Below are 13,635 nucleotides of genomic sequence, written 5' to 3'. Positions count from 1 at the left end.
GCGCCCACGGGGAAATACACACCCGCCGGGCACAGCAAGGCGGCGATTATAGCGAAGTGCAGCGGCGGCGCACACCTTGGGAGATATTCGGTGGCAGTGCCGGCCTCTTCGCGGGCATGCCCGCTCCCACAGGGCCATCACCACATTCAGAGCCTGTGCTGTACCTGTGGGAGCGGGCGTGCCCGCGAATGCCGTGACACAAGCCTCCAGTCTTCCTAGAGCAGCGGAATCTATGCCAAACTCCGTCTCTTTAAGGCTCGCCAACCAGGACTTATGGTCTCCTCACCCAGCCTCATCCCCAACCTGATCGCTGCCGGCCTATATATAGCCGCGGCCATCTACCAGGGCTCATACCTGGCCCAGGGCCGCAAAGCCGACAAGCGCCTGCTTGGCCTGCTAGGTGCCATCGCTGTGCTGGCCCAGGCCGGCGCGCTGTTCTTCCAGCTGATTACCCCGCTGGGCCTGAGCCTGGACTTTTTCAGCGCCGCCAGCCTGATCGCCGTGGCCGTCATCGCCCTGACCCTGCTGGCCTGCCTGCGCATACCGGTGGAAAACCTGCTGTTGCTGCTGTTCCCCCTCGGCGCGGTGACCGCACTGCTGGCACAGTTCGCGCCCCCCGGCACGGTACCGCTGATCAACGAAGAGCCAGGTATCCTCGCGCATATCCTGTTGTCGATCCTGGCCTATGGGTTGTTCACCATCGCGGTATTCCAGTCGCTGCTGTTGCTGCTGCAGGACCGCCAGTTGAAGAACAAGCACCCGTCCGGGCTGATCCGCAACTTCCCGCCGCTGCAAACCATGGAAAGCCTGCTGTTCGGCTTCCTCTGGGCCGGCTGGTGCCTGCTGTCGCTGTCGCTGATCTCCGGCTGGCTGTTCCTCGACAACCTGTTCGCCCAGCACCTGGTGCACAAGACCTTGCTGGCCTGTGTCGCCTGGGTGGTGTTCAGCGTGCTGCTGTGGGGCCGCACTCGCCTGGGCTGGCGTGGCCACAAGGCCATCCGCTGGACGCTGGCCGGTTTTTGCCTGCTGATGCTGGCCTATTTTGGCAGCAAGCTGGTTCGCGAATTCATCTTGCATATCTGACGGCCGCCCATGGACACCCTGCCGTACGCACCGCTATTCGGCACACTGGCACTGGCCCTGTTGTGGTCGGCATTGTTCACCGCCGTGGAGGCCGCCCGCCTGCAGCTCAATGGCGCGCTGCGCGCCGGCGAAGACGGCCAGCCCGTGTTGCCAGCCCAAGCCTTGGTGCTGTGCGCCAGCCTGGGCAAGCTGCTGGTGCTGGGCCTGGCCTGCCTGGTGGGCCAGCGCCAGAACGGCGAGCACGGCTTTTGGCTGGCAGGCCTGGCCGCCACCCTCACCTTGCTGGTGTTTGCCGAATACCTGCCGCGACGCCTGGCCCGACGCAACCCGCAGGCGTTCGTCAGCCTCGGCGCCAGCCTGCTGAAAGTCCCCCTCGCACTGCTGCAGCCACTGGCCTGCCTGCTGGACGGCCTGGCCAAGCTGATGCTGCGCCCATTCCGCGTACAGCCCACAGCCGTGGCCCTGCACCCTCAGGATGCCGACAACTTCGACGAAGATGAGCCGCACGAAGCGCCCCGCCACGGCCTGCTCGACGGCCTGCAGTCGCTGGACAAGATCACCGTCAACGACATCCTGGTACCACGTAACGAAGTGGACGGTATCAACCTCGACGAGCCGATCGAGCGCATCATCGAGCAGTTGATCGTCAGCCGCCACACTCGCCTGCCGGTCTACCACAACGACATCAACCAGGTCGAAGCCATCCTCAACACCAAGCTGATCAGCCACTTGCTGCCCAAGGCCGAGCTGACCCTGGAAGCGCTGCACAGCGCCTGCTACGAGCCCTATTTCGTACCCGAAAGCACGCCCCTGCAAATGCAGCTGCTGAACTTCCACAAGCAGCAGCGCCGCCTGGGCGTGGTGGTGGACGAATACGGCGAGGTGCTGGGCATCGTCACCCTGGAAGACATCCTCGAAGAGATCGTCGGCGAGTTCGAAGACGAGCAAAGCCTGGAAAACCCCCACGTTCACCCCCAGCCCGATGGCACCTTCGTCATCGACGGCACCGCTTCGCTGCGCGAGATCAACCGCACCCTGGGCTGGCACCTGCCGTGCGACGGCGGCCCGAAAACCCTCAACGGGCTGGTGACCGAAGCGCTGGAAAGCATCCCGGAAAGCGCCGTTTGCCTGAAGATCGGCCGCTATCGCCTGGAAATCCTCGAAACAGAGGACAATTGTGCCAGCAAGGTACTGGTGTGGACCGTGACCCGATAGCTATACTCGGGTCACGCTTACCCAGCCCCGCCGTCCCGCCCGCTACCCGCACCCGGCGTTCCACGGCCAGTCCGCTCCACTGACACGCCCCGCGGTCCTGCTTCAACACCCCGAACAGTGCCCGCCCCGCCCCTATCCCCCTTGGGCTATCGTCAGTCGGGCGCACACAACAACAAAACGCTCCGGCGCCCGCGCTACCGTGCCTGCCCTTCGCATTGCATGTTGGCGCTGGCCAAGCCCATGGAGCCGGACCAGACTGTTAGGGACCTACTTAATGACAAGCAGCACCTACGCCAAGGCATCTGCCGCGCCGGTCAACTCGCCTGCGCGGGTCGCCACTGCCAGCTTCATTGGCACCGCTATCGAGTTCTACGATTTCTACGTCTACGCCACCGCCGCTGCCCTGGTGATCGGCCCGGTGTTCTTCCCCTCCGGGTCGGGCACCGCGCAAATGCTGGCCGCCTTCCTCACCTTCGGCATCGCCTTCCTCGCCCGCCCGCTGGGCTCGGCATTGTTCGGCCACTTTGGCGACCGCATCGGCCGCAAGTCCACGCTGGTCGCTTCGCTGCTGCTGATGGGCGTGTCCACCACCGCCATCGGCGTGTTGCCGGGCTACGACAGCATTGGCGTGTGGGCACCGATCATTCTCTGCCTGTTGCGCTTTGGCCAGGGCCTGGGCCTGGGCGGCGAATGGGGTGGCGCGGCCCTGCTGGCGACCGAGAACGCCCCTGAAGGCAAGCGCGCCTGGTTCGGCATGTTCCCGCAATTGGGCCCTTCGATCGGCTTTTTGGCTGCCAACGGCCTGTTCCTGACCCTGGCCTTGGTGCTCAGTGACGAGCAGTTCCGTGAATGGGGCTGGCGCATTCCGTTCCTGCTCAGCGCCGCGCTGGTGCTGGTGGGCCTGTATGTACGCCTGAAGCTCGAAGAAAGCCCGGTGTTCGCCAAGGCGGTTGCCCGCCACGAACGGGTGAAAATGCCAGTGGCCGAGCTGTTCTCCAAGTACTGGCTGCCAACCTTGCTGGGCGCTGCGGCCATGGTGGTGTGCTATGCGCTGTTCTACATTTCCACGGTGTTCTCGCTGAGCTATGGCGTGACCACACTGGGCTATAGCCGCGAGACGTTCCTTGGCCTGTTGTGCTTCGCGGTGGTGTTCATGGCCCTGGCCACACCGCTGTCGGCCTGGCTCAGCGACCGCTACGGGCGCAAGCCGGTGCTGATTGTCGGTGGCCTGCTGGCGATTGCTTCGGGCTTTACCATGGAGCCGCTGCTGACCTCGGGGTCGACCACGGGCGTGGCGCTGTTCCTGGCCATCGAGCTGTTCCTGATGGGCGTGACCTTTGCGCCGATGGGGGCGCTGCTGCCTGAGCTGTTCCCAACTCATGTGCGTTATACCGGGGCTTCGGCGGCGTATAACCTGGGCGGCATCGTCGGCGCATCGGCGGCACCGTTCTTTGCCCAGAAGCTGGTGAGCATGGGCGGCTTGAGCTGGGTGGGGGGGTATGTGTCGGTGGCGGCGGTGATCAGTTTGATTGCTGTGTTGTGCCTGAAGGAAACACGCAATACCGAGCTTTGAGAAAGCTGGGGCGCAGAGCGGCCCCTGCAATCGTGAATCAGAACTCGACCTTGACCGCCTGCGACGCACGGGTTGCCTTGGCCCGCGCGGCTTCAACCGACTCATCACGCGCCAGGCACACACCCATACGGCGGGTACCGTTGATCTCCGGCTTGCCGAACAGGCGAATGGCGGTATCGGGCTCGCTCAACGCCGCGCCCAGGTTGGCGAAGCTGGTCTGCTGCGACTGCCCTTCTGGCAAGATCACTGCCGAAGCCGACGGGCCGAACTGACGCACTACCGGAATCGGCAGGCCTAGAATGGCGCGGGCATGCAGGGCGAACTGCGACAGGTCCTGGGAAATCAGGGTTACCAGGCCGGTGTCATGCGGGCGCGGCGACACTTCGCTGAACCACACCTGGTCGCCCTTCACGAACAACTCCACGCCAAACAGGCCACGACCGCCCAGGGCATCGGTGACCGCCTTGGCCACGCGCTGCGATTCGGCCAGCGCCTTCGGGCTCATGGCCTGTGGCTGCCAGGATTCCTGATAGTCGCCCTTCTCCTGACGGTGGCCGACAGGTTCGAGGAAGGTGGTGCCACCCACGTGGCGCACGGTCAGCAGGGTGATTTCGTACTCGAAGTCGATGAACCCCTCGACGATCACCCGGCCCTTGCCAGCGCGGCCGCCTTCCTGGGCGTAATCCCACGATTTTTGCAGGTCGGCGTCGCTGCGCAGCAGGCTCTGACCCTTGCCCGAGGAACTCATCACCGGCTTGACCACGCACGGGTAGCCCACGTCGGCAACGGCCTTGGCGTAGTCCTCGAAGGTGTCGGCGAAGTGGTATGGCGAGGTTGGCAGGTCCAGCTCTTCGGCGGCCAGGCGGCGGATGCCTTCGCGGTTCATGGTCAACTGGGTGGCGCGTGCGGTCGGCACGACGTTGAAGCCTTCGTTTTCCAGCTCGACCAGGGTGGCGGTGGCGATGGCTTCGATTTCCGGAACGATGTAGTGCGGCTTCTCAGCCTCGATCACCGCGCGCAGGGCAACGCCATCGAGCATGTTGACCACATGGCTGCGGTGCGCCACCTGCATGGCCGGGGCATTGGCGTAACGGTCGACGGCGATTACTTCGACGCCCAGGCGCTGCAGCTCGATCACCACTTCCTTGCCCAGCTCGCCACAGCCGCAGAGCAGTACACGGGTCGCGGTGGGCGACAATGGGGTTCCGATACGGGTCATTTCAGGTCCTCGAAGGCATCCGGGGCCGCACCAGGCTTGGCGTGGCCCGCTGAAAAAGGACCGCTATTCTACACCATCAGCCCGCGACGGCGGCCCGCCGGGCGCGAAATGCCATGGCCAGCCACACCGCCGTCACACCGGCGAATTTCGAGGCCATGGCAGTGCCGACCACCGCCGGGGTCAGAGCCCCGATCATGCCGAAGAAGATGAAGGTGTCCACCGGAATACTCAGCGCCGAGCTCAGCCACAAGCGGTCGCGCAACGGCCGACGGGTGATGCTGAACACCAGCCAGTCGATCAGCTCGGAAATGAAGAACGCGGTGGCGCTGGCCAGGGCAATGGCAGGCTCCGAGGTAACGTAGGACAGCACCAGTGCCACCAGCATGGCCACCAGCGCACCATGGCCGAAGCGGGTCTGTACCATGTCGCGCAGGATGAACACCAGGCCGCCCCAGGCGGACCAGATGATGTCCAGGTGCGGGGCACTGGAGAAGGCGTAGTTGATCAGCACTACGCTGCTGATATAGGCAATCAGATAGAACATGGTGGGTCGTCTGTGGGCAAGCCGTACAGAGTACCGCTAGCCCTCTCGACAGGCAACGCCGCGCCTACAGGACAAGCCCGGCCTGTACGGCGCGCTCATGGCACAACTTCAACACCGCCCGGCGCTCGTCATTGTCCATCCGCCCCCAACGGCCGATTTCCGCCACGGTACGTTGGCACCCGGTGCAAATATCCTGCTCGTCCAGCGCGCAAATGCTCACGCACGGCGAGGCCACCGGCCGCTCTGCAACATCACTCATCATCAACCACCAGTTCCTGCGCATAACGGCGGGCATTATGCACATAGTGTGCGGCGCTGGCTTCGAGCATGCGCTTTTGCTGCTCGGTCAGTTCGCGCACCACCTTGCCCGGCGAGCCCATCACCAGCGAACCGTCCGGGATCTCCTTGCCCTCGGCGATCAGCGCATTGGCGCCGATGATGCAGTGCTTGCCAATGCGCGCACCGTTGAGAATCACTGCATTGATCCCGACCAGGCTGTAATCGCCCACCGTGCAACCATGCAACATGGCGTTGTGGCCTACGGTCACACCTTTACCCAAGGTCAACGGCGAGCCCATGTCGGTGTGCATCACCGTGCCATCCTGCACGTTGCTGCCCTCGCCGATGTCGATCAGCTCGTTATCCCCGCGCAGCACTGCACCGAACCACACGCTGGCATCGGCCTGCAGACGCACGTTGCCGATCAGTGTGGCATTGGGCGCGGCCCAACTGGTGGGGTGGCTCTCGACCCGCAGGTCGCCCAGACGGTATTTCATGGAAGCTCCTCAGGCTGCAACGCAGACGGCGGGTAGGCCCCGCTCAGTTTTTGATGTAACGCTCAGGGGGCTGGTGCAGGCTGATGCCGGCATCGAACAACAGGTTGACCAGCTCGACGATCATGATCGCCGACAACCCCCAGATCTTGTATTCACCATAGCGATAGCTCGGCACATACCAGCTACGCCCCTGGTAATCGATACGGTGGGTATGGTCACGCGGGTCCTGCCGGAAAAATTCCAGCGGTACGGTGAATACTGCCGCGATCTCGGCGTCGTTGGCGCGGTATTCGACGAAGTCGGGGATAAGCCCGACGAATGGCGTCACTTTCAGGCCATGCAACGAAATCAGCGGGCTGAGCGGGCCGATCACTTCTACCAGGCCAGGCGGCAGGCCGATCTCTTCTTCGGCTTCGCGCAGGGCGGTAAAGACCAGGTCTGGGTCTTCCGGGTCACGGCGCCCACCGGGAAAGGCGACTTCACCGCCGTGGGTGGACAGCCCCTTGGCGCGCAGGGTCAATACCAGTTCGGGCGCTTCGCTGCGGGTAATGGGCAAGAGGACCGCCGCTTCGGGGAACCGTCGGTCGGTTTCCAATGATGCGGGGTGGTGGTTGCTCATTCGGCGAAGTAGCTCGTCCAGCATTGCGCACGCTCGTATCCAAGGCCTGTCTTGCATGATGCACGAAAGCCACGAAGCACCCAAGCCCCAGCGCTTGCGGCGGCACAGTGGCCGCGCCAAGATAGCCTGAACATAAGGAACCCCACATGAAATTCTGCAGCGCGTGCGGCCAACCAGTCACTCAGCGGGTCCCCGAGGGCGATAGCCGCCTGCGGTATGTCTGCGAGTCCTGCCAGACCATTCACTACCAAAACCCCAACATCGTTGCCGGCGTGCTGCCGACCTGGGGCAGCCAGGTGCTGCTGTGTCGTCGCGCCATCGAGCCGCGCCGGGGCTTCTGGACCCTGCCGGCCGGGTTCATGGAAAACGGCGAAACCCTCGACCAGGCCGCCCGTCGCGAAACCGTCGAAGAAGCCTGCGCCCGGGTGGGGCCGACCAGCCTGTACCAGCTCTTCGATTTACCGCACATCAACCAGGTGCACGTGTTCTTCCGCGCCGAACTGGCGGACCTGAACTTCGCCGTCGGTGTCGAAAGCCTGGAGGTGCGCTTGTTCGAAGAACATGAGATACCGTGGGGCGAGCTGGCTTTCCGCACCGTCACGCGCACACTAGAATGCTACTATCGCGACCGCATCGGCCAGCACTACCCCATAGGCCATGAATACCTGCCGCCGATGACCGTTTCGAACCACACTTAAAAGCCTTCAGGGATACCGTTACATGCGTTGGTTGCTTGCCCTTTTCTGCCTTTGCGTTACCTCGGTGTCCCAAGCGGCCTTCACCGAGACCATCATCCGCAAGCCCGTACCGGCAGCGCAAACACCTTCGCCTTCGCAGCAGGCCATGCAGCCGTTGATCGACAAGGTGCTGGTGATCAAGTCCGAGCGCCGCCTGCAGTTGATCAGCCGTGGCGAGCCGCTGAAAACCTACCGTATCTCGCTGGGCAAGCAGCCCAAGGGCGCCAAGGAACGCGAAGGCGACAAGAAAACCCCCGAGGGCTTGTACTGGCTGGACTGGCGCAAGCAGAGCGACCGCTTCAACCTGGCCATGCACATCAACTACCCGAACATCAGCGATGCTGCCCGCGCGACCCGTGAAGGGGTGAGTGCCGGCAGCATGATCATGATTCACGGCACGCCGATCAACGATGAGTACCCAGAGTGGTACTTCCATACCCTGGACTGGACCGATGGCTGTATCGCCATGCGTAACCGTGACATGCAAGAGGTCTGGGACCTGGTACGGGATGGGACGTTGATCGAGATTCGGCCCTGACGCCTGCCGCTACCGCTTACCAGCCAAGGTCTCGCTGCCCAGCCAACGCCTGCGGCCCCAGCCACTGCGCGCCCCGCAACAAAGGCGTCAACGCCGCCTCCGGTTGCAGTTCGTATACCACCTGGGCCCGCCGCCCTGGCAGGTCAGCATCCACAAACAGCTGATGTTGCCCCTGTTGCGCCAACTGTCCACGCAGGCGCCAGCCGCTGCGGCAATCCATTTCCAGCCAGCCCTGCCCCAACCCCAGCGACCATGGCTCGCTCAGCGCCAGGTCGGTAACGGTGATACGGCCTTCGCTGGCTCGGCATTGGCGCCCTGCCCCCTGGACCCGCAACGCCCCCTGCCACTGACCGGCCAACCGGTAATCTGCCGCTGCCGTGGCCTGGGCGCCCATGGCACCGGCCTCCAGCCGCCAACGCCAGGGCCAGCCTTCGGCACGCAACTGCCAGGCCTGGCCCTGGAACCCCACCTGCGCATCGGCCCGCAGGCGCCAGGGCTGCACCGTCCAGCGCAAAGGCCCGACCGGCCCCAGCTGTTGTGCCTGGCCTTGCCAAAGGCTTCCACTGACCTCACGCATTGGCAGGCCGAACGCACGCACCACCCACTGGGCCGGAAGCTCAACCCACAGCGTGAACACGAATACCAGTAGCACCCATGCCATTCCCCAGTGCCTCATGGCTGCAGCACCAGATCAAATCGCAGGCCCTTGCCGTCTTGTTCCAGCCCCCATTGCAGCGGCTGTGCGCCTTCTGCGCGCAGGCTCTGCAACCAGCCTTGCAACACGCGCTCATCCGCTACCTGCCCACGCAGTTGCCAAGCCTTGCCTTGTGCATCGACATCGGTCAGTTCGACACGCCGGGCCTGGGCCGACTGGTGTAGCCGCTCCAGGTTCAAACCCGGGCCGCCTTGCAGGCTGGCCGCCTGTTCGGCCAACCCGCGCCACTGGCTGAGCTCGCGCCACTGCGCAACACCTGCGCGCAGGGCCAGGAAGGCCAGCAACAGGGCAATCACAGCCCAGGCAAACTGCATACGATGGCGCTGTAGCCAGTCCCGGTTCATGAAGCCGCCCCCAGGTCGAAGATCACTTGGTCGGTTTGAATCTGCACAGTCGCGCCAGCGGAAGTCGCCATCTCCTGCCAGGGCGGTGCCGTACCCTCACCCTGCAGGCGCAGGTGCCAGCGCTGGCCATCGAAGCGTACCGCTTGCAGGCGCCAGCCTGGGTTGTCATGCAGCCAGGCCTGCAAGCGGTCCTGCAGGTCGCCCAACTGACGGGTGCGCAACTGCTGTTGCAGTTCGCTTTCGCGTAGGCGTTTGAGGGCTTGCACGGCATGCCGGGGGCTGGCCTGCTCGCCGGTCACGGCAATGACCTGGCTGCGCCAAAGTTGCGCCTGACGCCATTGCTGGCTCAACCACAGGCCACCCCAGACGGCAGCCAGCACCAGGCAAGCCGCAAGCAGACGCTGCTGTTGGCGGGACGCCACCGGTAGCGAACGCCTCCTGCGAATGTGCTCGAACAAGCCTGGTACTGTGTCGAGGGGGGCCAAGCGGCTTGGCCAACTGCCACTCAGCGGCACTTTTTGCAGCACCGACCAGGGTTGCGGCGGCAAATCGCCCAAGGCATTCGGCCACGCCAGCCAATGTTCCTGACCGTCATCGGTCAGCCCTTTGTACAACGCCATGTCGGGCCCGTGCTGCCATTGCCAGGTGTATCCTGCCTCGGGCAACGGCAGCAATTGCAGTTCCCCCCAGCAGCGTTCCACCTGCAAGCCCCATGCGGCACATTGGCCACGCCAGTCTTCCAGCTGTTGACGTGCCACCACCAGCAGACGGAGGTGTCCAGGTTCACGGGCCAGGCAGGCACAGGCCACCTCGTCAGTAGCCTGCAGCAGGCGGTCTTCGAGCAGCAGCGGCCATTCCTCGCGTTTGAGCCCGGGCGGTGCTGGCACCCGGAAATGGCTACAGGCCTCGGCAGGCAGGATCAATGCGATACGCGCCTGCAGGTTCGCTGGCGGCTCGCCCTGCCCTTCGCATTGCACGCTACCGCCCTCGACCAATGCCCAGTGCCAGACACTGCCCGGTCGCAGCAACAGCCAAGGCCGGGCCGGCGCACGCCGCCGCCATTCAAGCTTCATGAGCGCCCCCATGGGAGGGCGAAGGTGCAGACATACGGGGCTCCATCACGCTGCAGTTCCAGGCGCACACCACGGCCGGGGTGCGCCGGTTGATCGGAGGGCCAGGCCAGCCAGTGGCCGCCCTGGTAGTACAGAACATTCATCGCGCTGACACGGTCGAGCCGTTCGCGTTGTACCCAACGCGGAGCGCCGACGGCATAGAGGTCGGCCGAACTCTCCAGCAGCAAGCGCTGCTCATGGGCCTCGAAGCGAAGCCGCTGGCGTTGCAGGCGCGCGCCGCCTTCGGCTGCCGGCAGGCCGGTGCTGGCGACCCACAGCAGCTGGTTGCTGGCGGGCTGCCAGTCAAGCCAGCGGCTGGCCAGCGGCAGGCGCTGGTCGTAGAGGCGGCGTAGCACCGGGCTGTCGAAACGCCGCTCAAGGGCCAGACAGAAGTCCAGCACCGAGGTTTCCTGCGTGGTCACCAGCAGGCGCTCGCGTACCTTGAGCCAGCCGTTGACCAAGGCGGCGAGCACGACGCCGAGCACGGCGGTCAGGGCCAGGGCGACCATCAGCTCGATCAGGGTCAAGCCCGCCTGGCGGCGTTTCATGATTTGATTCTCGGGATTGATGCCTGCACTGGCCCCCTGTAGGAGCAGCCTTGTGCTGCGAAGAGGCCCGCACGACTGGCAGATTTGCGCTGACCATATTGGCCTCTTCGCAGCACAAGGCTGCTCCTACAAGGCCGGCGGTGGCTTGGCGAGCTTTTCATGGGCGCTCCAGGAACACGGTGTACTGGCCCAACGGCAGGCGCTGGTCGCGCTCGCCGAACAACTGCAGCTCTCCACGGCGCAAGTCGCGCACGCCAGTGCGGCGCAGTTGCAATTGCCAATGACACGGCTGGCCACCCTGGCTCAGCGCGCCACTCACCTGATTGGCCGAAGGCCAGAATTGCTCGACGGCGAAGCGGGTTTGCAGCTCACGCGCGCACAACAGGCCAAGGCGATGCTGCTGCAGGTTGTCCTGCACGGCCAGGCGCTGGCGCAGGACCTGGCTGGTGATGACCGCCAGCACGGCGGCGATCGCCAGGGCCACGGTCACTTCCAGCAAGGTGAAACCACGCTGACGCTGCGTCATGGCGCCACCTGCAAGCGACCCTCGCGGTCCCAGGCCCAGCGCTGGCTGCCATCGGCCCAGCGCCAGCGCACGCTGCCCGGCTGCGCCCAGCCATGCGGTGTGAACAGCAGGCGTGGCTGCGGGCTGGCGGGCCAGTCCGGATGCAGGCCCTTGGGCCAGTCGCCGAGCGCGACCGCTTCAACCACCCAACCATTGCCCTCGCGCCGGACGAACTGCGGGCGCTCACCATTCCAACGCAGCCCGCGCAATTGCCCGGCATGCCTGGCCAATGCAGCTTGGCCGCGGGTCTCAGCCGCCAGGCGTTGCAGCGCCTGGTCGACACTCGCCTGGCCAGTGCCGAGCCCGGCAACCGCCAGCCCGGTCATCAGCCCGGCGATAGCCAACACCACCAGCAATTCGATCAGGCTGAAACCCCGCTGCCCCCGCACCGGCTAAAGCGCCCAGTTACCCAGGTCGGCATCCTGGCCTTCGCCACCTGGCAGGCCATCGGCGCCCAGCGAGTACACATCGACCCGGCCATGCTCGCCCGGCATGCGGTACTGGTACGGAGTGCCCCACGGGTCTTCCGGCAGGCGGCGCACATAGCCGTCACTGCGCCAGGCCCGTGGCAGCGGCTCCTGGGCCGGCTTTTTCACCAGTGCGGCCAGGCCCTGTTCACTGCTGGGGAAGCGCAGGTTGTCCAACCGGTACATGTCCAGTGCCTGTTCGAGGGTAGCCAGGTCGGCCATCACCTTCTGCTTCATGGCCTTGTCCTGGTTGCCCAGCACGCTGGGCGCGACCACGGCGATCAACAGGCCGATAATGAAGATCACCACCATGATTTCCATGAGGGTGAAGCCGCGCTGGCGGTTACGTCGATGCTGCATGGCAATACTCCTTGTCGTCACAATTGCAGGCCCTGGTTGAGTTGCATGATCGGCAGTAGCACCGCCAGCACGATGAACAGCACCACGGCGCCCATCACCAGGATCATCAGGGGTTCGAACAGCGCCATGGCGGTATCGACCTGGCGGGCAAAGCCGCGCTCCTGGTCGTCGGCCACACGCTCGAGCATGTCGGCCAGCGTGCCACTGGCCTCGCCACTGCCGACCATGTTCACCAGCAGCGGTGGGAATTGCTGGGAGGTATCCAAGGCGCGGTGCAGGCTGGTGCCACCCTGCACTTGCTGGCGCACCTGCTCCATGGCCAGGCGGATACGCCGGTTGCCGATGGTTTCGGTGGCCACTTGCAAGGCTTCGAGCAAGGCCACGCCGCTGCCGCTGAGAATCGCCAGGCTGCGGGCCAGGCGGGCGCTTTCCAGCACCTGCAGCAGGCTGCCGATGCGCGGCAGGCGCAGCAGCAGTTGGTCGCGGCGCAAGCACCAGTGCGGCTTGCGCAGCAACCAGCTAGCCAACAGGGCGAGCAACAGCGCCAACCCCAGCAACCACGGCCCAGCCAGCACCAGCCCTTGGCTCAAGCCGATCAGCAGCGAGGTGATCAGCGGCAGGCTCTGCCCGGCATGGGCAAATTGCTCGGTGAGCTTGGGCACGACGAAGGTCATCAGGCCAATGACCACGGCAAGCGAAACCCCCATCAGTACCGTGGGGTAGATAAGCGCGGTGCGGGCCTTGTGCTGCTGCCGCTGCACCTGTTCCAGGTGGTCGGCCAAGCGGGTCAGCACCTGGGCCAGCCGCCCGGAACGCTCACCGGCCTCGACCAGCGCGCAGTACAGGCCAGTGAACGGTGCGCCCTGCCGGGCCAGGCTGCGGGCCAGGCCCAGGCCTTCGGCCAGCGAGCCGCGCAAGGCCACCAGCACACTGTGCAAGGCGGGCTGGCGCAGTTGCCGCTCAAGGGTGGCCAGGGCATCGACCAAGGGGATGCCGGCCCCGATCAAGGTGGCCAGTTGACGGGTCAGCTCACACAACTGGGCGCGGCTAAGGCGCTGGCGCCGGGGTTGTCGGGTACCGGCTTCATGGCGCTGCAACTGGCGGGCGAACAGGCCCTGCTCGCGCAACAGCTGGCGGGCGTGGCGTTCACTGTCAGCCTGCAGGCTGGCCTTGTGCGGTTTGCCGGCGAGGTCGACGGCCTGGTAGCGATAGGTCGGCAT

General features: G+C 65.0%; 18 protein-coding genes. 5 read left to right on the top strand and 13 right to left on the bottom strand.

The genetic code is table 11. The annotated features are described in order from the left end of the window. Positions 1-273 precede the first annotated feature (273 nt). From ACNFBR_RS04015 to ACNFBR_RS04005, 3 genes are all read left to right on the top strand, one after another. The gene (locus ACNFBR_RS04015; protein ID WP_416733763.1) at positions 274-1,083 is read left to right on the top strand and encodes a cytochrome C assembly family protein; all 810 of its coding nucleotides are present in this window, start codon (positions 274-276) and stop codon (positions 1,081-1,083) included. A 9-nt stretch (positions 1,084-1,092) separates the two neighbouring features. Then, positions 1,093-2,298, top strand: a complete 1,206-nt coding sequence (locus tag ACNFBR_RS04010; RefSeq protein ID WP_416733762.1) for a transporter associated domain-containing protein — start codon at positions 1,093-1,095, stop codon at positions 2,296-2,298. 274 nt (positions 2,299-2,572) lie between these two features. After that, on the top strand, positions 2,573-3,871 hold the full coding sequence (locus ACNFBR_RS04005; RefSeq protein ID WP_416733761.1) for an MFS transporter: 1,299 nt from the start codon (positions 2,573-2,575) through the stop codon (positions 3,869-3,871). Positions 3,872-3,908: 37 nt separating this feature from the next. Here ACNFBR_RS04005 and purT read toward each other — a convergent pair whose 3' ends face one another. The 5 genes from purT to ACNFBR_RS03980 all read right to left on the bottom strand — a co-directional run bounded on the left by purT (position 3,909) and on the right by ACNFBR_RS03980 (position 7,053). Next, positions 3,909-5,090 (bottom strand): formate-dependent phosphoribosylglycinamide formyltransferase, encoded by a 1,182-nt coding sequence (gene purT / locus ACNFBR_RS04000; RefSeq protein WP_416733760.1) that lies wholly within the window; start codon positions 5,088-5,090, stop codon positions 3,909-3,911. Positions 5,091-5,166: 76 nt separating this feature from the next. Further along, entirely contained in the window at positions 5,167-5,634 is a 468-nt protein-coding gene (locus ACNFBR_RS03995) for a VUT family protein (protein WP_060492700.1), read from the bottom strand. Between the two features lie 64 nt (positions 5,635-5,698). Next, the gene (locus ACNFBR_RS03990) at positions 5,699-5,896 is read right to left on the bottom strand and encodes a DUF1289 domain-containing protein (RefSeq protein ID WP_416733759.1); all 198 of its coding nucleotides are present in this window, start codon (positions 5,894-5,896) and stop codon (positions 5,699-5,701) included. Continuing rightward, a complete protein-coding gene (locus ACNFBR_RS03985; RefSeq protein WP_016713007.1) occupies positions 5,886-6,410 on the bottom strand; it encodes a gamma carbonic anhydrase family protein in 525 nt (174 codons plus the stop codon). Before ACNFBR_RS03985 ends, ACNFBR_RS03990 begins: the two co-directional genes overlap by 11 nt. Positions 6,411-6,453: 43 nt before the next feature. Next, on the bottom strand, positions 6,454-7,053 hold the full coding sequence (locus ACNFBR_RS03980; protein ID WP_416733758.1) for a CoA pyrophosphatase: 600 nt from the start codon (positions 7,051-7,053) through the stop codon (positions 6,454-6,456). Positions 7,054-7,175: 122 nt separating this feature from the next. On the opposite strand from ACNFBR_RS03980, the gene ACNFBR_RS03975 reads away from it, so the two are divergent. Both ACNFBR_RS03975 and ACNFBR_RS03970 read left to right on the top strand, forming a co-directional pair. After that, a complete protein-coding gene (locus ACNFBR_RS03975; protein ID WP_416733757.1) occupies positions 7,176-7,727 on the top strand; it encodes an NUDIX hydrolase in 552 nt (183 codons plus the stop codon). Positions 7,728-7,749: 22 nt separating this feature from the next. After that, a complete protein-coding gene (locus ACNFBR_RS03970; RefSeq protein WP_105946866.1) occupies positions 7,750-8,304 on the top strand; it encodes a L,D-transpeptidase family protein in 555 nt (184 codons plus the stop codon). A 16-nt stretch (positions 8,305-8,320) separates the two neighbouring features. Here ACNFBR_RS03970 and ACNFBR_RS03965 read toward each other — a convergent pair whose 3' ends face one another. The 8 genes from ACNFBR_RS03965 to gspF all read right to left on the bottom strand — a co-directional run bounded on the left by ACNFBR_RS03965 (position 8,321) and on the right by gspF (position 13,635). Continuing rightward, the gene (locus tag ACNFBR_RS03965) at positions 8,321-8,980 is read right to left on the bottom strand and encodes a hypothetical protein (protein ID WP_416733756.1); all 660 of its coding nucleotides are present in this window, start codon (positions 8,978-8,980) and stop codon (positions 8,321-8,323) included. Continuing rightward, the gene (gspM, locus tag ACNFBR_RS03960; protein ID WP_416733755.1) at positions 8,977-9,363 is read right to left on the bottom strand and encodes a type II secretion system protein GspM; all 387 of its coding nucleotides are present in this window, start codon (positions 9,361-9,363) and stop codon (positions 8,977-8,979) included. The genes ACNFBR_RS03965 and gspM overlap by 4 nt, the downstream gene beginning before the upstream one ends. Beyond that, positions 9,360-10,436 (bottom strand): type II secretion system protein GspL, encoded by a 1,077-nt coding sequence (gspL, locus tag ACNFBR_RS03955; RefSeq protein ID WP_416733754.1) that lies wholly within the window; start codon positions 10,434-10,436, stop codon positions 9,360-9,362. Before gspL ends, gspM begins: the two co-directional genes overlap by 4 nt. After that, positions 10,433-11,023 (bottom strand): prepilin-type N-terminal cleavage/methylation domain-containing protein, encoded by a 591-nt coding sequence (locus tag ACNFBR_RS03950; protein WP_416733753.1) that lies wholly within the window; start codon positions 11,021-11,023, stop codon positions 10,433-10,435. The genes gspL and ACNFBR_RS03950 overlap by 4 nt, the downstream gene beginning before the upstream one ends. A 157-nt stretch (positions 11,024-11,180) precedes the next feature. Further along, positions 11,181-11,549 (bottom strand): type II secretion system protein GspI, encoded by a 369-nt coding sequence (locus tag ACNFBR_RS03945; protein WP_416733752.1) that lies wholly within the window; start codon positions 11,547-11,549, stop codon positions 11,181-11,183. After that, complete coding sequence (gene gspH, locus ACNFBR_RS03940; RefSeq protein WP_416733751.1) at positions 11,546-11,977, bottom strand: type II secretion system minor pseudopilin GspH; 432 nt, start codon at positions 11,975-11,977, stop codon at positions 11,546-11,548. The genes ACNFBR_RS03945 and gspH overlap by 4 nt, the downstream gene beginning before the upstream one ends. Before the next feature lie 3 nt (positions 11,978-11,980). Continuing rightward, positions 11,981-12,415, bottom strand: coding sequence for a type II secretion system major pseudopilin GspG (gene gspG, locus ACNFBR_RS03935; protein ID WP_233691093.1), 435 nt, complete (start codon positions 12,413-12,415; stop codon positions 11,981-11,983). Between the two features lie 17 nt (positions 12,416-12,432). Beyond that, positions 12,433-13,635, bottom strand: coding sequence for a type II secretion system inner membrane protein GspF (gspF, locus tag ACNFBR_RS03930; RefSeq protein ID WP_416733750.1), 1,203 nt, complete (start codon positions 13,633-13,635; stop codon positions 12,433-12,435).

Origin of the sequence: Pseudomonas sp. NY11955 (assembly GCF_048068035.1) — a bacterium.
Lineage (GTDB): Bacteria > Pseudomonadota > Gammaproteobacteria > Pseudomonadales > Pseudomonadaceae > Aquipseudomonas.
The sequence above is the reverse complement of the archived record's forward strand: the minus strand, read 5'-3'. Positions and strand labels throughout refer to the sequence as shown.